At 34.1% G+C, this 17,634-nt stretch carries 17 protein-coding genes; 11 read left to right on the top strand and 6 right to left on the bottom strand.

What is annotated here, in order from left to right; genetic code table 11:
- The first annotated feature begins 457 nt into the window (after window positions 1-457).
- Window positions 458-1,714 carry an NAD(P)/FAD-dependent oxidoreductase gene (locus ABVM53_RS04480; protein WP_405329908.1) on the top strand — a complete coding sequence of 419 codons (1,257 nt, stop codon included), beginning with the start codon at window positions 458-460 and terminating at the stop codon, window positions 1,712-1,714.
- Here the strand turns inward: ABVM53_RS04480 and ABVM53_RS04475 are convergent.
- On the bottom strand, window positions 1,711-2,187 hold the full coding sequence (locus ABVM53_RS04475) for a TspO/MBR family protein (RefSeq protein WP_405329905.1): 477 nt from the start codon (window positions 2,185-2,187) through the stop codon (window positions 1,711-1,713). The genes ABVM53_RS04480 and ABVM53_RS04475 overlap by 4 nt on opposite strands.
- A gap of 95 nt (window positions 2,188-2,282) precedes the next feature.
- Here ABVM53_RS04475 and ABVM53_RS04470 point away from each other — a divergent pair, with 95 nt between their 5' ends.
- The 3 genes from ABVM53_RS04470 to ABVM53_RS04460 are packed head-to-tail and all read left to right on the top strand — an operon-like array spanning window position 2,283 to window position 5,272.
- Window positions 2,283-3,365, top strand: a complete 1,083-nt coding sequence (locus ABVM53_RS04470) for a diphosphomevalonate/mevalonate 3,5-bisphosphate decarboxylase family protein (RefSeq protein ID WP_405329902.1) — start codon at window positions 2,283-2,285, stop codon at window positions 3,363-3,365.
- Window positions 3,366-3,394: 29 nt separating this feature from the next.
- Window positions 3,395-4,333 (top strand): mevalonate kinase, encoded by a 939-nt coding sequence (locus ABVM53_RS04465; protein WP_405329899.1) that lies wholly within the window; start codon window positions 3,395-3,397, stop codon window positions 4,331-4,333.
- A gap of 27 nt (window positions 4,334-4,360) precedes the next feature.
- Window positions 4,361-5,272 (top strand): geranylgeranylglycerol-phosphate geranylgeranyltransferase, encoded by a 912-nt coding sequence (locus ABVM53_RS04460; RefSeq protein ID WP_405329897.1) that lies wholly within the window; start codon window positions 4,361-4,363, stop codon window positions 5,270-5,272.
- 59 nt (window positions 5,273-5,331) lie between these two features.
- Here ABVM53_RS04460 and ABVM53_RS04455 read toward each other — a convergent pair whose 3' ends face one another.
- Entirely contained in the window at window positions 5,332-5,667 is a 336-nt protein-coding gene (locus tag ABVM53_RS04455; protein WP_371457564.1) for a hypothetical protein, read from the bottom strand.
- Between the two features lie 375 nt (window positions 5,668-6,042).
- Here ABVM53_RS04455 and ABVM53_RS04450 point away from each other — a divergent pair, with 375 nt between their 5' ends.
- The 7 genes from ABVM53_RS04450 to ABVM53_RS04420 all read left to right on the top strand — a co-directional run bounded on the left by ABVM53_RS04450 (window position 6,043) and on the right by ABVM53_RS04420 (window position 13,512).
- On the top strand, window positions 6,043-6,921 hold the full coding sequence (locus ABVM53_RS04450) for a pseudouridine synthase (protein WP_405329894.1): 879 nt from the start codon (window positions 6,043-6,045) through the stop codon (window positions 6,919-6,921).
- Between the two features lie 167 nt (window positions 6,922-7,088).
- Window positions 7,089-8,489 (top strand): arginine decarboxylase, encoded by a 1,401-nt coding sequence (locus ABVM53_RS04445; RefSeq protein ID WP_371457563.1) that lies wholly within the window; start codon window positions 7,089-7,091, stop codon window positions 8,487-8,489.
- On the top strand, window positions 8,476-9,420 hold the full coding sequence (gene speB, locus ABVM53_RS04440) for an agmatinase (protein ID WP_128758252.1): 945 nt from the start codon (window positions 8,476-8,478) through the stop codon (window positions 9,418-9,420). The genes ABVM53_RS04445 and speB overlap by 14 nt, the downstream gene beginning before the upstream one ends.
- Complete coding sequence (locus ABVM53_RS04435; RefSeq protein ID WP_128758301.1) at window positions 9,410-10,384, top strand: deoxyhypusine synthase family protein; 975 nt, start codon at window positions 9,410-9,412, stop codon at window positions 10,382-10,384. Before speB ends, ABVM53_RS04435 begins: the two co-directional genes overlap by 11 nt.
- A 149-nt stretch (window positions 10,385-10,533) precedes the next feature.
- Window positions 10,534-11,253 carry a glycosyltransferase gene (locus tag ABVM53_RS04430; protein WP_371457562.1) on the top strand — a complete coding sequence of 240 codons (720 nt, stop codon included), beginning with the start codon at window positions 10,534-10,536 and terminating at the stop codon, window positions 11,251-11,253.
- Complete coding sequence (locus ABVM53_RS04425; RefSeq protein WP_371457561.1) at window positions 11,246-11,875, top strand: lipid-A-disaccharide synthase N-terminal domain-containing protein; 630 nt, start codon at window positions 11,246-11,248, stop codon at window positions 11,873-11,875. The genes ABVM53_RS04430 and ABVM53_RS04425 overlap by 8 nt, the downstream gene beginning before the upstream one ends.
- Entirely contained in the window at window positions 11,872-13,512 is a 1,641-nt protein-coding gene (locus ABVM53_RS04420) for an ArnT family glycosyltransferase (RefSeq protein ID WP_405329888.1), read from the top strand. The genes ABVM53_RS04425 and ABVM53_RS04420 overlap by 4 nt, the downstream gene beginning before the upstream one ends.
- Here the strand turns inward: ABVM53_RS04420 and ABVM53_RS04415 are convergent.
- From ABVM53_RS04415 to ABVM53_RS04400, 4 genes are all read right to left on the bottom strand, one after another.
- A complete protein-coding gene (locus ABVM53_RS04415) occupies window positions 13,502-14,905 on the bottom strand; it encodes a mannosyltransferase (RefSeq protein WP_405329885.1) in 1,404 nt (467 codons plus the stop codon). The genes ABVM53_RS04420 and ABVM53_RS04415 overlap by 11 nt on opposite strands.
- A gap of 68 nt (window positions 14,906-14,973) precedes the next feature.
- Entirely contained in the window at window positions 14,974-16,446 is a 1,473-nt protein-coding gene (locus ABVM53_RS04410; RefSeq protein WP_405329882.1) for a cellulose synthase family protein, read from the bottom strand.
- Window positions 16,446-17,138 (bottom strand): glycosyltransferase family 2 protein, encoded by a 693-nt coding sequence (locus tag ABVM53_RS04405; protein WP_128758258.1) that lies wholly within the window; start codon window positions 17,136-17,138, stop codon window positions 16,446-16,448. The genes ABVM53_RS04410 and ABVM53_RS04405 overlap by 1 nt, the downstream gene beginning before the upstream one ends.
- Window positions 17,138-17,608 (bottom strand): toxin-antitoxin system YwqK family antitoxin, encoded by a 471-nt coding sequence (locus ABVM53_RS04400; protein WP_405329879.1) that lies wholly within the window; start codon window positions 17,606-17,608, stop codon window positions 17,138-17,140. Before ABVM53_RS04400 ends, ABVM53_RS04405 begins: the two co-directional genes overlap by 1 nt.
- Window positions 17,609-17,634: the final 26 nt, after the last annotated feature.

Raw genomic sequence — 17,634 nt, 5'->3', positions numbered from 1 at the left:
TTAATTTTAAATTATTTTAGTTTTTAAAAGATTCTGGTTGTTAAATTTATAGAAAAAAATGAATAATATCAGCTACTACAACGTTTAAGTTGCGAAATCGTTGTAGTTGAGAACAATAAATTTAATCAGCTAATTGATAATTTATTAAGGATTAATTAATAATTTGATAATATCTCCTCTTATTTTTGTGAATTATTGAATGTTTCTAGGGATTGTCAACTTTAGCTTCAGTAATTAGTGAGATCATTTAGTGTTGTAATTGCAGATACTTATTGCTGAATATTTTAATAAAATGTAACCATATGTGTTCATTTTTAGATTTTAAACGTCAGATTTCAGAAATTTTCTACCAAAAGCTCTTCAAATTAAATTTCAAGAAGGTTCTTATAAAATCAATAGTTTCTGGTTCTCAATCTTTTTTAAGCATATCTATTTCCTGACACTTATCTTTGCAAATATGAATTATGATGTAGTTGTTATAGGTGGTGGTGCTGCCGGTTTTTTTACAGCAATTAACCTTGCAAAACAAAACCAGAAGCTTTCTGTTGTCATTGTGGAGCGTGGAGCTCAAGTACTGGAAAAAGTTAAGATTTCTGGAGGTGGCAGATGTAATGTCACCCACGCAATATTTGAACCTAAACCTCTTACTGAAAATTATCCTAGAGGGCAACGCGAACTATTAGGCCCTTTTCACACCTTTCTTTCTGGGGATACAATAGCCTGGTTTGAAGAGCGTGGGGTGCCATTAAAAATCGAAGACGATGGCAGAATGTTTCCTGAAAGTAATAGTTCGCAGACAATTATTAATTGCTTTTTAGAGGAAGCTAAAATTTATAATGTCGAGATTAAAACAAAATGGCCGGTAATTAATATAGAGAATGAGGGGGGCAACTGGGAATTACACAGTAAAAATGAAAAGCTGAATAGCAAAGTGGTGGTTGTAGCTACAGGAAGTAATCCTAAGATGTTGAGTCTACTCCAAAATAAAGGCATTGCTATTACACGGGCAGTACCTTCTTTATTTACATTTAATATAAATGATAAACGTATAAATGAGCTTGCAGGATTGTCGACTTTAGCTGAAGTAAGTCTGGAAATCCCAGCTGAACTTAATGCTAAGAAAAAGGCTTATTTAAATCAAAATCTCAAATATATTAGAGGACCCGTTCTTATAACGCACTGGGGTATGAGTGGTCCAGGTATATTGAAGCTTTCTGCTTGGGGAGCTCGTATATTGAACGAGCTTGATTATAAGTTTAATCTATGTGTGAACTGGTTGCCAGATTTTGAATCTGAAGTTTTACATGAGCAACTGCGAGATTATAAAGTTGAATTAGCAAAACAAACGTTGCATAAATGGTCACCGTTTGATTTACCAAAGAGATTGTGGCAAAGTCTTCTAGACGCATCAGGTGTTAACCACGAAAAAAAGTGGGCAGATATCACAAAAATTGACATTGAGAATTTAGTGAAGCAGTTACAAAACGGAATATTTCAGGTTGATGGAAAAAGCACCTTCAAAGAAGAGTTTGTTACAGCAGGTGGCGTTAATCTTAAAGAAATTGATTTTAAAACTTATCAATCTAAACAACATACTAATCTCTATTTAGTAGGAGAGGTTTTAGATATTGATGCGGTTACCGGTGGTTTTAATTTTCAAAGTGCGTGGACGGGAGGTTTTATTGCCGCCAATGCGATTGCAAATAGCTTTTAATTTAATCTCCAGATTTCAAAGTTTAGTGCTGCAGCATAAATTACCCAGAGGATATAGGGAATAAGTAAATAGGCAGCAGTGTTATTAACAACTTTAAACCATTTAAAGGTAAAGAGCAGCAATATAAATAGACCTATAATTATAAGGAGTGCGGGTAAAACAAGTTGCAATCCAAAGAAGAAGATAGACCAGGAAGCATTTAAAAGCAACTGAAAACCGAAATGATAGAGAGCCGTCTTTACCCATTTATGGTAAAAGCCTCCATCCCATACTAGACCAGCAGCTATACCCATTACAATATATAAGATCGTCCAGACTGGTGCAAAGAGCCAGTTTGGCGGCGTAAAAAATGGTTTTGCTAATGTAGGATACCATGTTTGCACACTACTTTGTGTAGCTACAGAACCTATAAATCCTATTAAAAGACATATAGATATAGCTATTAAAATACGTTTAGCTTTCTTTGAAATCATAGGCATAATTCTTAAGACTAATTTATAAAAATATTTCTTAGAGCTAACTCTTTAAAATGTGTAAGAAGCCTTTAAGAAGTTTTTATATTTGCGCTATGACAAGTACAAAGTTTTTACCTGCAGATTATACTCAGAATTTATCAAGCACATCGTTTAGTTATGCGTCGCCAAGTAATATCGCATTAATAAAATATTGGGGTAAGCAAGGGATTCAAATACCTAAAAATCCTTCTATTAGTTTTACATTAGATACGTGTAGAACAACCACAACATTACATTTTGAAAAGCGAGATAATCATAAGGAGGATTTTGAGGTAAAGGTAATTTTAGACGGAAAGCATAAGCCTGGGTTTGAGGCTAAAATCCATCAATTTTTTAGTCGTATTCTACAGTTTATGCCATTTGTAAAAGAGTATAAGTTTATTGTAGAAACAACCAATAGCTTTCCGCATAGTTCTGGGATTGCATCTTCTGCAAGTGGTTTTAGTGCTATAGCATTGTGTCTAATGGAAATGGAGCGCGAGATGCAGCCAGGTCTTACCGATACTTATTTTACTCAAAAAGCGTCGTTTATTGCTCGATTAGGTTCTGGGAGTGGTTGTCGTTCTCTTGAAGGTCCTCTTGTGGTTTGGGGAGAGCATTCAGAAATTGAAGGAAGCAGTGATATTTATGGAGTTTCATATCCCTATGAAGTTCATGAGAATTTTAAAGATTTTCAAGATGCGATACTTCTGGTAGATCAAGGTGAAAAACAGGTGAGTAGTACCGTAGGTCACAACTTAATGCATAATCATCCGTATGCAGAGAGTAGATTTAATCAAGCGCATGAAAATCTCGCAAAGCTTATTCCTATCTTAAAAAATGGTGATCTAGATAGCTTTATACATATTGTGGAGAGTGAAGCGCTTACGTTACATGCTATGATGTTAACGAGTTCGCCTTACTTTATCTTGATGAAGCCTAATACGCTTAAAATTATAGAGGAAATCTGGGAGTATCGTAGAGAAACTGGTATCCCATTATGCTTCACATTAGATGCCGGGGCGAACGTTCATGTATTGTTTCCGAAAAACTATAAAAATGAAGTTCAGGATTTTATAAAATCTTCACTTAGTGAATATTGTCAGAATAATAGGTATATTTTTGATAGTGTGGGAACTGGAGCAATAAAGTTGTAACTTTGCAGTCGATTAACTTAGATTATTCTATGAAAGGACCATTATTTTATTCAAAAATTCTTTTGTTTGGTGAGTATGGGATTATTAAAAATTCTAAAGGCTTATCAATACCTTATAATTTCTATAATGGCGCTCTTAAAGTAGATGAAAATCCTAGTGAAGAAGCAATAAAATCAAATGAAAGTTTAGGTCGCTTTGCTTCATATTTGGAGACTTTACAGGTTGATCAGCCAGATCTTGTTCAATTTAATATTGAAACTTTAAAGGCAGATGTAGCCGAAGGGATGTATTTTGACAGCACCATACCTCAGGGTTATGGAGTGGGAAGTAGTGGAGCTTTAGTAGCATCTATCTATGACAAATATGCACTTGATAAAATCACAATCTTAGAGAATCTTACTCGTGATAAGCTGCTTAAGCTGAAATGCATTTTTGGTCAAATGGAATCTTTTTTCCACGGAAAATCTTCTGGTCTTGATCCATTAAATAGTTATTTAAGTCTGCCTATTCTTATAAATAGTAAAGACGATATAGAACCGGCAGGAATTCCTTCGCAAACTATAGATGGTAAAGGAGCTGTATTTCTTTTAGATAGCGGAATGGTAGGAGAGACTGCACCTATGGTAAACTTGTTTATGGAAAACATGAAACAAGAAGGTTTTAGAAAAATGCTTAAAACGCAATTTGTAAAACATACTGATGCTTGTGTAGATGATTTTCTAAAAGGTGATGTTAAGTCACTTCTAAGTAATGTAAAGCAGTTGTCTAAAACTGTATTAGGTAATTTTAAGCCTATGATTCCTGCGAGTTTTCATGATCTATGGAAGCAAGGGATAGAGTCTAATGATTTTTATCTGAAACTTTGCGGCTCTGGAGGAGGAGGTTATATTTTGGGCTTTACCGAAGATATCGAGAAAGCACGAAAAGCCCTAGACGGTCATAAGCTGGAAGTGGTTTACAACTTCTAATTACACATTTCCTATAAAATGTAGAATATGTCTCGCATAAGTCGAAGAAACAAACTTTTACTTCTTAAATTTTTAAGTTTGTTTTCGGTGGTGAGAGGTTATAATATTCTCATAATTGTACTCGCACAATATTTAGCATCTATATTTATTTTGTCACCAGATATCCCACTCGGGGATGTGCTTTTTGATGTAAATCTTTTTTCTATAGTACTGGCGTCTTCCTTAGTTATTGCAGGAGGATATATCATCAATAGCTTTTATGATAGTGAAAAAGACTTAATAAATAGACCGCATAAAACGCGACTGGATCATATGGTAAGTCAAAATAAAATATTGACGCTGTATTTTATTTTAAATTTTTTAGCAGTAGTGGTGGCAAGTTCGGTGTCTTTTTTTGCCGTCCTTTTCTTCTCAGGTTATATTTTCGGAATATGGTTTTATTCGCATAAACTCAAGAAAATACTCTTTTTTGGTAACCTTACTTCAGCCTCATTAGCTCTCATTCCCTTTTTTGCAATCTTTATTTATTATAGGAATTTTGACAAGGTCATATTTGTACACGCTACCTTTCTGGGGCTAATAATTATTATGCGTGAGCTTATTAAAGATTTAGAAAATATAAAAGGAGATGTAGCACTTGGTTATAAAAACATACCTATAGTGTATGGGGAGCGTGTGACTAAATTTGCAATTACATTTCTAATCATTCTTACGATTTTACCTACATATCTTTTAGTTACTAACTTTGATGTAGGTCTTATGCGCTATTACTTCTACGGAAGTTTTTTCTTATTACTTATTTTTTCATACTGGCTCTGGTGGTCTCGTGCAAAAATGCATTATGTTTTATTGCATAATATTTTAAAATTTATTTTGGTCCTGGGTGTATTTAGTATTCTTTTAATAGATACAGACTTAGTGCTTAAAAGAATTTTATAATGAAAAAGCCACCGCAATGCGGTGGCTTTTCTGGCTAATTCAAATAAATAAGAGGATGCTTATCCTTTTTTAATTTTGAATGGTAGGTGGAAAATGCGGTTACCCGTGATTTCTATTTCAGCTTTTTTATAGTTAAGTCTGCTTTTAATATAATTTTCTAATTGTGCATTTTCTGTAGACACATTAAGCACAACTATGGTATTTTTAGAAGTAACCATAAATTGAATCGTACTCTCTAATAAGTCTTCGTTTAATTCTAGTTCAGGAACACCAAGTAGGTTGATAATTTGAGTTCTTAATTTTCCACTAGTAGTTTCTGGTTTTGGGTCTGCTGCGGCAGATACTGCTGCAAAATTGAATACCGCTAAAAATAAAAGGATTTGTACTTTTTTCATGACTTTTTGTTTTTAAGATTGATGTGTCAAATGTACAGCCCTATAAGATGTTTTTCTTCAATAGAGCAGTTATCAAATAAGGACTAAATCTTTCCTTTTGAGTTAATTAAGTGTTTGTTTACGTTATGTATACAAATACTAAAACCCACTCTAGATTCTAAATTTTATTAGATGATTATCAGTGCTAACTGGTTTTTTGTGTCAATTAGTTTGTAAAAATGAAGCAGTATTCAGATATCAATAGATTGCTGCTATATGAATATGAATTTAAGGTTAATTGAGGCTACTTTTCTCTCAGCTAATTGGTGTTTTGAGGCCATTTTATATACTCTGTTTTCGCTATTTAAATATGTATCTTTGCAAAAATTTATAATTATGAGCAGACATCAAGAAAGCAGTAGAGACGGGAAAGCGTCTGGTCGCGGATCTAATAATTTACGTAGTAAAAGTAATGCTAGGGGCAATGCTCCTATAAAGAGAAAAACAGGAGCTTCTGCAGATAAAGCAGCAAGTGCAGCAAAAGGTTCTTCACAAAAGAATAAAGATAAAGACGGTATTCGTCTTAATAAGTATATATCTAATAGTGGTGTTTGCTCTAGGAGAGAGGCAGACATGTATATAGCTACAGGTCAGGTTTCAGTAAATGGAGAAATCATTAATGAAATGGGCTACAAGGTGAAGTTAGATGATGATGTACGCTTTGACGGTACGCGCATTAATCCGGAGCCAAAAGCATATGTATTATTAAATAAACCAAAAGGGTTTTCAGTTACCACGAGTAATGAAAAAGGAATGACGGTAATGGATCTTGTTGCACCGGCAACAAAATCACGTATTCAGCCTGTAGGTCGATTAGGTCGCAATGCAACCGGACTTATTTTATTTACTAATGATGAAAAGTTAATGCAAAAATTGACTAATTCTAAAGCAGGACTTCCACGCTTGTTTCATATAGAATTAGACAAAAACCTTAAAGCAGAAGATTTAGAAAAAATCTCTAAAGGATTGAGTGTTGATGGTAAGAAAATATTTGTAGAAGACATTAGCTACGTAAACGGATCTCCTAAAAAAGAAATAGGTTTAAAATTACGCAATGTAGGAAGTAGTGTGATTCGTACTATTTTTGAACATCTGGAGTATCAAGTGGTTCGTGTAGATTGTGTAACGGTTGCTTCGTTAACTAAGAAAGATCTTCCACGCGGTAAGTACAAGCATTTAAGTCAGCAGGAAATAAACAATCTAATGATGCTATAAGTGTCATTTTTATAATAGTTTAGTAATTCAATATTTAAATTATAATCTAAAACTGTTTAATTTTAAAAAACTAATTCAGGTAAAACATAAGTCTTTTACAATACCTTAAGATTTTCCGTCGTTTTATCTCGATTTCTTTTTTTACATTTCACACTTTAAACTATTTGATGAATACGAAATATATAGATCTCATAGATCAATCCTTTTATTTTCCTCAGGAAGATTTTAAACTTGAGGACAACCACTTACAATTTCACGATATAGATTTGATGGCATTAGTTGAGCAATATGGTGCTCCACTAAAATTTAGTTATTTGCCTAAGATATCTGATAATATCAACAGAGCCAAAACCTGGTTTAGAGATGCAATTCAAAAGCATAATTATAAAGGGAATTACAATTACTGTTATTGTACAAAGAGTTCACACTTTAAGCATGTTCTTGATGAGGCTTTAAAAAATGATATTCATATCGAGACTTCATCGGCCTTTGATATTGATATTGTAAATAAGCTTAAAGAAAATGGAAAAATTACAGATGAGACTTTTGTTATCTGTAATGGCTTTAAAAGGGATCAATACATCGAGAATATTACAAACTTGATGAATAATGGACATAAAAATTGTGTGCCTATTATAGATAACTATGAAGAGATGAATCTTTTATCTGAAGGGATAAAGGGTGACTTTAAAATAGGAATTCGTATTGCATCTGAAGAAGAACCTAAATTTGAGTTTTATACATCTCGACTAGGAATAGGCTATAAAAATATTATACCTTTTTACGAAGATCAGATCAAAAATAATGATCAGGTTGAGTTAAAAATGCTTCACTTCTTTATCAATACTGGTATACGAGATACTGCTTACTACTGGAATGAATTAAATAAGTGTCTTAAAGTATATACACGTCTTAAGAAGATCTGCCCTAGCTTAGATAGCTTAAATATAGGTGGAGGTTTTCCTATAAAAAATTCCTTAGCTTTTGACTACGATTATGCCTATATGGTTGATGAAATTATCAATCAGATAAAAATTACTTGTGAAGAGGCAGATGTTGTAGTACCTAATATTTTTACCGAGTTTGGTAGTTTTACTGTAGGAGAGAGTGGAGGTGCTATTTACGAAGTGCTATATCAAAAGCAACAAAATGACAGAGAGAAGTGGAACATGATAAACTCATCGTTTATCACCACTTTACCAGATACGTGGGCAATTAGCAAGCGTTTTATTTTACTTCCTATAAACAGATGGGAAGAAGAATATGAGCGTGTATTACTAGGAGGTCTTACGTGTGATAGTGATGATTATTACAATAGTGAACAGCATAGTAATGCTATTTACTTGCCTAAATACAAGAAAGATAAACCATTATACATCGGCTTTTTTAATACCGGTGCCTATCAAGAATCAATAGGTGGATATGGTGGTCTGCAGCATTGCTTAATTCCGCAGCCAAAACATATTCTGATTGACAGAGATGAAAATGGTAACTTAACAACCCGTATATTTAACGAACAACAAAAAGCAGAACAATTGCTCAAGATTTTAGGTTATGAATACAACTAAAAACTATGCCGGCATCCCTGATGAATTTGCCAAACTTGAAACCTCAAAAATAGTTCTAATACCGGTACCTTATGATGGTACTAGTACTTGGGGAAAAGGAGCTGATAAAGGTCCTCAGGCCTTTTTAGATGCTTCTGAAAATATGGAGATTTATGATATTGAGACCGATACAGAGGTGTATCAGCAAGGTATCTATTTAGCTCCGGCAATTACAGAAGACAGTTCTCCAGAAGCACTCGTTTCTGAGGTGCACAAGGTTACTAAAGACTTTATAAAGCGCAATAAATTTGTTACGCTTTTTGGAGGTGAACATTCAGTTTCGATAGGTGCTATTCGTGCATTTAATGAGCTTTTTGATAACCTTACAGTTGTTCAGATTGATGCTCATGCAGATTTGCGTCAAGAGTACATGGGAAGCACGTGCAATCACGCTTGCGCAATGTATGAGGCGAGCCAGAATACAAATTTAATTCAGGTAGGTATCCGTAGTATGGATGTACTTGAAAAAACGGTGATGGATGAGGATAAAACCTTCTTTGCTCACCAAATGATCCAAGATGAATACTGGGTAGATAATGTGATAGACTTATGTACAGACAATGTATTTATCACGTTTGATCTAGATGGTTTAGACCCATCAATAATGCCTTCTACAGGAACACCAGAACCGGGCGGTTTATTCTGGTATGAAACAATGGATTTCTTAAAGCGCCTTTTTGCTGAAAAGAATGTGGTAGGTTTTGACCTTATGGAACTATGCCCTAATCCTAATGATAACTCTTCAGACTTTTTAGCAGCAAAACTTTATTATAAAATGCTAAGCTACAAATTTGAAGGGCAGGATATAGAAGAGAATTACGATAATAGTTACGTTGCAAAACCAGGTAAGGGTAGCGTAAATAAATTTGATTTAAATGACGATGAAGACTAAGGGAGCAATCTCTCAATTTATAGAGAAATATTATTTACACTTCAATTCAGCTTCTGTTGTTGATGCAGCAAAGGCTTATGAAGAGCAGTTAAACAATGGAGCAAAAATGCTTGTTTCTCTTGCAGGTGCTATGAGTACTGCAGAGATAGGGAAAATTTTTGCAGAAATGATTCGCCAGGACAAAGTACAAATTATATCATGTACTGGAGCAAACCTGGAAGAAGATATTATGAATCTCGTAGCACATTCTCATTATAAGCGTGTGCCAAACTATCGCGATTTAACAGCTCAGGATGAATGGGATTTGTTAGAGAAAGGTTTAAACCGTGTTACCGATACATGTATCCCAGAAGAGGAAGCTTTTAGAAGATTGCAAAAGCATATTCATAAAATATGGAAAGATGCAGATGATGCCGGCGAGCGTTACCTGCCGCACGAATTTATGTATAAGATGTTGTTAAGTGGTGTTCTTGAAGAATATTACGAGATAGATCTTAAAGATTCGTGGATGTATGCAGCTGCAGAAAAGAACTTACCTATAATCTGCCCGGGTTGGGAAGATAGTACAATGGGTAACATCTTTGCTTCTTATGTACTTAAAGGAGAGCTTAAAGCGACTACAATGAAATCTGGTATTGAGTATATGACTTTCTTAGCAGACTGGTACACAGATAATAGTGCAAATGGTATAGGCTTCTTTCAAATAGGTGGTGGTATTGCGGGAGATTTCCCAATTTGCGTTGTGCCTATGCTTTATCAGGATATGGAGCGTGAAGAAACTCCTTTTTGGAGTTACTTCTGTCAGATTTCTGACTCTACAACAAGTTACGGTTCTTATTCTGGAGCAGTACCTAATGAGAAAATCACTTGGGGGAAACTAGACATTAATACGCCTAAGTTTATTATAGAAAGTGATGCGACAATTGTAGCGCCACTTATATTTGCTTATTTATTAGATATGTAAGCATCTGTTGTAAAGAATAATAAAAGCCTCATAATATTTTATATTGTGAGGCTTTTTTGTGTTTTTATAGATTCTTTAGTCAACAAAAACTTGTGTTCTTTAGAATTGCTTTAGAAGTAATGCTTATTTTCGCAAACTTATTTATTACTATGTCTTATAGATTAACCGTAGTGGTTCCTGTGTATAATGAAGAAGAAAATTTACTTCGGGTAGAACAGGTATTTCGGGATTATTTTAAAATTGCAGCAGTTCCTACTCAAGTACTTTTTGTTAATGATGGATCAAAAGACGGAAGTCAAGATCTAATAGAACAAATTTGCAATAGAGGAGAGGGCTTTAAGTTTATAGCCTTTGAAAAAAATTGTGGTTTAAGTGCCGCGATTAAAGCTGGTTTTGATGCCACAACTACACCTTTAGTAGGATACATAGATAGTGACCTTCAGACCACGCCAGAAGACTTTAATATACTGCTTCCTTATATAGGTGAGTATGATCTCGTAACAGGTCATCGTGCTGATCGCAAAGACTCATATGTGAAAAATATGTCGAGTGCGATAGCAAACAATATACGTAGAGCATTTACTAATGATGGAATGGATGACACTGGTTGTCCTTTAAAAATAATTAAAACGGAATATGCAAAGCGTATTCCTATGTTTAGAGGGCTTCACCGTTTTCTTCCTGCGATGATTATGTTGCAACAAGGCAAAACTGTACAAGTTCCTATTCGGCATTTTCCAAGAGTTGCGGGTACTGCAAACTTTGGAGTTTGGAATCGATTATTAGGTCCGTTAATGGATTGTTTTGCTTACCTGTGGATGAAGAAGAAGTACATAAATTATACAATAGCAAAAAAATCGAATGACTAGTCCGTACTGGATTTATACGATAGGCTTTCTTGCTCAGCTAATGTTTTCAGGAAGATTGGTAATACAATGGTTTTTATCTGAAAAACAAAAGCGAGTATTGACACCGTCAACGTTTTGGTGGTTGAGTCTTGGTGCATCATTTTTACTTTTTGTATATGGTTATTTGCGAGATGATTTTGCCATAATGCTAGGTCAGACACTTACTTATTTTATATATATACGTAATCTTCAATTGCAAGGGCAATGGTTGAAATCGCCTAAAGTTATTCGCTGGTTTTTATGGATTTTTCCTGTCATTATAGTCATTTACGCATATAATAATGGGGATTATGATATAGATAAACTTTTTAAAAATGAAGATATACCGCTCTGGTTGTTGATTTTAGGAAGTGTAGCTCAATTAATATTTACATTACGTTTTATCTATCAATGGATCTATTCTGAGCGCAATAAAAAATCAACACTACCACTTGGCTTTTGGTTGCTAAGTTTAGTTGGCGGACTTTTAATTCTTATCTATGCTTTTTTTAGAAAAGATCCCGTCCTGATCGTAGGTCACGTAATGGGAGTTTTTATTTATTTTAGAAATATGCGTTTAGCAATAGGTATTGATAAAGAATGAAAATTGAAGAAAAATATTATCCATTTATAGTAGTTCTTACCTGCTTATTATTGTTCTTTCCTCATCTTGATATTTTGTATGCAAATATAATGGAGGCTCGTAATTTTAATACAGCCCGAGAGATGCTGCATTTTGATAACTGGATTTTCACCACGATGAATGGAGAAGCTCGTTATGAAAAACCACCATTACCTACATGGTTAAGTGCTTTTTCCGGAGCTATTTTTGGTATAAATAAGCTTTGGGCTTTGCGATTACCTTCAGCTATTGTAACCACTTTATTAGTTTATTTCAGTTATTTATTTTCAATTAAAAGATTACAATTACCTGCTAAGCAAGCGCTATATGGAGCTCTAATCGTTGCGACTTCTTTTTATGTAATCTTTGCAGGGCGCAATGGAACATGGGATATTTTTGCCCACGCTTTTATGCTGTTAGGGATTTACTTCTTATTTCAGTTTTTTTCTACTGATATTAAAAAGTATACCAGCGCAATACTTGCAGGCTTATTTATTGGTCTTTCTTTTATGAGTAAAGGGCCGGTAAGTCACTTTGCGTTGTTGTTACCCTTCTTAATTTCTTACTTATTTATTTTCAGAATAAGATCATCTCGGGGGAGAACATTTCCGTTTATGATTCTTATAATTATCGCCTTAGCTCTTAGTTCGTGGTGGGCACTTGCTTTATACTTTGGTGATACAAATACAGCAGCCAGCATCGCTAATAAAGAAGCTACTGCCTGGGCAAATCATAATACCCGACCATTTTACTATTACTGGAGTTTTTTTACTCAAAGTGGGATCTGGACAATTCCTGCATTTATAGGACTTTTATATCCCTATTTAAAAACAAGAGTATTAAATCTAAAAGCCTATCAGTTTACACTATTATGGACGCTTTCTGCAGTAGTTTTACTTTCAGTCATACCAGAGAAAAAATCGAGATATCTCTTGCCGGTTCTTATTCCGTTGGCACTAAATACAAGTTTTTATATTGATTATTTAGTACGCAAGTTTTCAGAACTTAAAGATGAACGGGAGGTACTGCCTGTGTATTTTAATTTTTCAGTTATAGCATTAGCAGCTTCACTAACTTGTCCCTTTTTAATCTACTTATTTGTAGATGATTTTACAGGCATTTTATGGGTTTACTATTCCCTATTGCAAGTGGGTTGTCTTTTTGTCGCAATTTTTATTATAAAAAATCTCAAAAGAAAGAATATCGAAAATGCATTTTACGCTGTGATATTTTTCACATGTTTAATAATTACTTGCGGATTTCCCTTTGTAAAAGCTACATATACAAATACAGATTATAAGGAATTAGCACCTAAAATTGTAGAGTTAGAACGTCTTAATAAGCCGGTTTTTCTCTATGAAAACAGCTCGCCAGAATTGATTTGGGATCTTGGTAAACGTCTACCTGTGTTAATGAGCCGTGAGGGCATTAATTATCCTAAAGAGAGCTCTTTCTATCTAATTGTTGAACATGAACAAGAGGAGCTTGCTAAAGAAAAAATGGTGGGGTATGACTTTATACTACAAGATTGCTATGATGGTAATATCACTTCAAAAAAAGATCGGAATTATAAAATACGACGCGTAGGTTGTCTTTATCTTGTAAATGCTACAGATTAACTTGTTTGCTTTTTTTGATGGTGAGTTCGTAAATGAAATAACCTATTAACACCACATATTCTACTGCTACCAGCCATAGGTTTTCATTCACAGAATCAATTTTATAAGCCGAATAACTCAGCATCACAACACCACTCCAGACTATAGCATATTTATATTTCGTAAAAACTGACAATAACAATGGTGTGGCGATATACCACGGATGAATGGTTGTTGAAAGCAGAAAATAGATACTTATACCAAATAGAAGAACTGGAAATAAGCGTAAAGTCGAGTTGTTTTTTCTTATGAAAGTTAGAAGAAGAAGAAATGCAATAACATATTTGGGGAGCTCTTGCCCTGCTGTGGCAATTATATTAAATCCTTTAGTCTGAAAGCCTATGTATCTAATGATATAATAAATGCTGGCGTTAAATTCAAACTTTTCAAACCAAAGCGCGATAGTACTTGAGAAATGATTTATTAACTCGGGTGTACTAAAGGGGATGAACGTTAACACAAATGTTGTCAATACAATTACATAAAATATAGACAGTCTTAGAAAGGAAGCTTTCGGTTTACGTATTAAATGACTTAGGCGAGAGTCTATTTTAGTTGAGCTTGGAGTCTTACTAATTAAAACCTGATAAAATAACGGTAGCAATAATAGAGGAACCAATTTCACAGAAATAGAGAGACCTATAAAAATTGATGACCAGAGATATCTTTCACGATGTAACAGATAAAGTGCAACTAGAAAGAAAAAAAGCATCACACCTTCAAAGTGTAAATTTCCGGTAAGTTCAATTAGTATAAATGGATTTAAAAAATACCAGAAAATTTGATGCTTTGGGAGATTCATTAAGACTAGAAGCTTACGTCCTATAAGTAATATCCCCACATCGGCGGCTATTATAAACAGTCTCAAAACGATAACTCCTCCAAGTATTGATTTACCACTTAACAAGCCTGAAAGCCAGAAAAACAGTTGGTTCACGGGAGGATAGTTAGAATAATGTCTTGCACTTAAAGCACCCATCCCATCGAGTAACTCTTTGCTTTGGGCTATAGGTAATGATCCTAACGCTACCCATTGATCTGGTGTATGGAGATAAGGGTTTAATCCTTGAGCGATTAACCGGCCATCCCATAAAAATCTATAGTAGTCTTGCGATAAATTAGGTAATACGATTATAAAAAGTAACCTTAGTACTATACCTATTACAACGAGTGTTTTAAAATTGACTTTTAGTTGTTGAATAAGCTTAAGGCTTAAAAAGAAAAGAGCAGCGTAAAGAAGAATAAGCTTTACAAAATCGTGACGTTGTAAATTATATGCAAATTCCCAGTACATTAATAAAATACCGAATGTCATTAAAACCGGAATCTTGTAATGTTTAAGAGTCTGAAGCATATCGGTTTTTAGTGATCAGTACATTCGGTTTTCAATGTCACAGTATAGAGAACGAAGAACTTTATTATTTAAATTCTTGAAAAAATAGATTTAAAAGCTACGAATCCAAATCCAAAAAACAACATAATGTGAAATGTTATAAGTCCGAAATCTCTCATATAGAATGCGCTTACAATTGCAAAGCCAAAGTATAAAAACAGAACGCTTTCTAAAATCGTATTTAATGAAATTGTTTTCTTTAGATAAATATTAGACTTCCAACTGTCGCTTAACTTATTGACATTAAATTTTGGAGTACGTATAAATTCTGATTTTTTACCAAAATGCCCTTCTAAAACTGCAAGTGAGTTATGTACACTAAAGCCCATTGCGATTGAGAAAAATGCGATAAACATACCTACATAGGAAATGAAGTTTTTGAATCCGCTACCGTGAATTCTTTTGTAGGTTACCCAGTAGCAGATAAAGAATATTACAGTGCTTATAGCAAAAAAAGCGGTCACCTTAAAAATAAAATCAAACTCAGGATTTGTATTTTTTATATACAATACGGGTACACTCAAAATAGCAATGAGTAATACGAGCAAGAACATACTACTATTAAGTAAATGAAAAAAACTATGAAATTTTGTTTTGAATGAGACGGTAGGATCTTTAAGCAATCTACCATAAAGCTTCTGAAAATTTTCGGCTGCGCCTTTGTTCCATCTAAATTGTTGAGAGCGGGCTGCACTTATAGCGATAGGCAATTCTGCAGGTGTCTCTACTTCTTCAAGATATTTAAAATCCCATTTATTAAGTTGGGCACGATAACTAAGATCAAGATCTTCAGTCAAGGTGTCTCCCTGCCAGTTTCCAGCATCTAAAATGCACGTTTTACGCCAAATCCCTGCCGTACCATTAAAATTTATAAAATGATGGCCAAAGTTGCGCCCCACTTGTTCCAGAACAAAATGAAAATCTAGCGCGAATGCCTGAATTTTAGTTAGAATAGAATAATCTCTGTTTAGATGTGCCCAGCGCGTTTGTACTACACCCACTTTAGGATCTTTGAAATACGGAACAGTTTTTTTTAGCCAATCTGATTTCGGAACAAAGTCAGAATCAAAAATTGCAATATAATCTCCTTTAGCAATCGCCAGTCCTTCTTTTAACGCACCGGCTTTAAATCCTACTCGATTTGTACGCGTGATGTGTTTTATAGGTAAGCCCTCTAGTCTTAAGTTATTTATCAGTTTTCGGGTTTCAGTAAGGCTTTCATCTGTAGAATCATCTAATACTTGAATCTCCATTTTATTTGTAGGATAATCCATTTTAGATATATTATCAAGAAGACGTTTTACTACATATAACTCATTATATAGAGGCAGCTGTATAGTGACAAACGGAATTTCATCTGGATTGTCTAAGTCATAAACCGGGGCGTTATCTGTCTTTTTCTTAGCTTTTAAATAATTAAAAAGCAGATTTAATTGAGCTAAACTGTAGAGGAAAATTACAGTAAGGGATAAAGTATAAAGAACTATTATTAATGTCTGCATTATTTAAAACTGTACTTAAAAATCCAACCGAGAATTTTAATTCCGGCAAATATAGCACCTTTGACTGTGCCTGAAACCTTAGAAACACCTATACGATTACGGTACTTCATAGGTACTTCTGTATAGGTGAGTTTATGTCGTAGTGCCTTTAATTGCATTTCAACCGTCCAACCATAGGTTTTATCCTGCATATTAAGAGATAGCAATTTATCATATTTAATAGCCCTAAAGGGACCAAGATCTGTAAATCTTGAGTTGAAAATTAAACGCATTAATGTTGTTGCTAATTTATTACCGAATCGTTGCGGAAAAGTCATACTTCCCGGTTGTCTCAGTGATTTCACTCGTGCACCTACAACAAAATCAATATCATCTTCAAGTATGGGCTTTATGAGTTGCGTTAACTGCTTAGGATAGTCACTATAATCTCCATCAAGAAAAACAACAATATCTGGTTTATCTTCTAATCCTGCGATGTACTGCAACCCTTTTAAGCAAGCATAACCATATCCTGGTGAAGTTTCGGTAAGTGATGTGGCACCTGCTTCTACAGATTTTGCAGCAGTAGCGTCTGTAGAGTTATTACTTACTACTATTATCTCATCTACAAAATGAGGAATATCTCTAACAACTAGTCCTATTGATTGCTCCTCATTATATGCAGGAATTATTACTTTAATAATTTGCTGCATTAGAATTGAGCGTTAGGGTTATCTTTTTTGAAATGAGCAATACTCGTCCATGCACCGGTAAGAATATTATCCTTGTAATGTTGTGCTTTAAATAAGTTTCCGTTTTTATATAACAAGCTGTAGCCTTGCCTAACATCATTTACAAATTGTACTTTTTCTACCACATTTTTTTCTCTTAGGAGTACCCACCAGTCTACTCGCTTACCATTCTGGTAATGACCTTGACTAATTACAGCGTTACTTTGATTATAGAAAAACCAATAACCATTCTTTTTATTAGTCTCATAAGATCCTTTTCCTTTCACATTTCCGTTTTCAAAATAATAAAACCAGTAGTCAGTTTTTTGATTGTTAACAGACCAGCCTTCAGATTTTAAGATACCATTTTCATAATATTCTTTTATATATGTTTTCTGTTCATTACTTCCCATAACCAGAACAAACATCAAAATATAGTTGAAAACAAACATGAGATTAAATTTAAGTAATACGTGCA

Origin of the sequence: Leeuwenhoekiella sp. LLG6367-2.1, assembly GCF_045055775.1 — a bacterium.
Lineage (GTDB): Bacteria > Bacteroidota > Bacteroidia > Flavobacteriales > Flavobacteriaceae > Leeuwenhoekiella > Leeuwenhoekiella aequorea.
Note: the sequence above shows the minus strand (reverse complement) of the source record. Positions and strands in the feature narration are given on the sequence as shown.

Excerpts from the sequence above, each read along its gene's own strand:
- ABVM53_RS04465 (WP_405329899.1), top strand. The coding sequence starts at position 3,395 with ATGAAAGGACCATTATTTTATTCAAAAATTCTTTTGTTTGGTGAGTAT.
- ABVM53_RS04460 (WP_405329897.1), top strand. The coding sequence starts at position 4,361 with ATGTCTCGCATAAGTCGAAGAAACAAACTTTTACTTCTTAAATTTTTA.
- ABVM53_RS04425 (WP_371457561.1), top strand. The coding sequence starts at position 11,246 with ATGACTAGTCCGTACTGGATTTATACGATAGGCTTTCTTGCTCAGCTA.
- speB (WP_128758252.1), top strand. The coding sequence starts at position 8,476 with ATGAATACAACTAAAAACTATGCCGGCATCCCTGATGAATTTGCCAAA.
- ABVM53_RS04400 (WP_405329879.1), bottom strand. The coding sequence starts at position 17,608 with ATGTTTGTTTTCAACTATATTTTGATGTTTGTTCTGGTTATGGGAAGT.
- ABVM53_RS04445 (WP_371457563.1), top strand. The coding sequence starts at position 7,089 with ATGAATACGAAATATATAGATCTCATAGATCAATCCTTTTATTTTCCT.
- ABVM53_RS04470 (WP_405329902.1), top strand. The coding sequence starts at position 2,283 with ATGACAAGTACAAAGTTTTTACCTGCAGATTATACTCAGAATTTATCA.
- ABVM53_RS04410 (WP_405329882.1), bottom strand. The coding sequence starts at position 16,446 with ATGCAGACATTAATAATAGTTCTTTATACTTTATCCCTTACTGTAATT.
- ABVM53_RS04405 (WP_128758258.1), bottom strand. The coding sequence starts at position 17,138 with ATGCAGCAAATTATTAAAGTAATAATTCCTGCATATAATGAGGAGCAA.
- ABVM53_RS04420 (WP_405329888.1), top strand. The coding sequence starts at position 11,872 with ATGAAAATTGAAGAAAAATATTATCCATTTATAGTAGTTCTTACCTGC.
- ABVM53_RS04430 (WP_371457562.1), top strand. The coding sequence starts at position 10,534 with ATGTCTTATAGATTAACCGTAGTGGTTCCTGTGTATAATGAAGAAGAA.
- ABVM53_RS04475 (WP_405329905.1), bottom strand. The coding sequence starts at position 2,187 with ATGATTTCAAAGAAAGCTAAACGTATTTTAATAGCTATATCTATATGT.
- ABVM53_RS04435 (WP_128758301.1), top strand. The coding sequence starts at position 9,410 with ATGAAGACTAAGGGAGCAATCTCTCAATTTATAGAGAAATATTATTTA.
- ABVM53_RS04455 (WP_371457564.1), bottom strand. The coding sequence starts at position 5,667 with ATGAAAAAAGTACAAATCCTTTTATTTTTAGCGGTATTCAATTTTGCA.
- ABVM53_RS04480 (WP_405329908.1), top strand. The coding sequence starts at position 458 with ATGAATTATGATGTAGTTGTTATAGGTGGTGGTGCTGCCGGTTTTTTT.
- ABVM53_RS04415 (WP_405329885.1), bottom strand. The coding sequence starts at position 14,905 with ATGCTTCAGACTCTTAAACATTACAAGATTCCGGTTTTAATGACATTC.
- ABVM53_RS04450 (WP_405329894.1), top strand. The coding sequence starts at position 6,043 with ATGAGCAGACATCAAGAAAGCAGTAGAGACGGGAAAGCGTCTGGTCGC.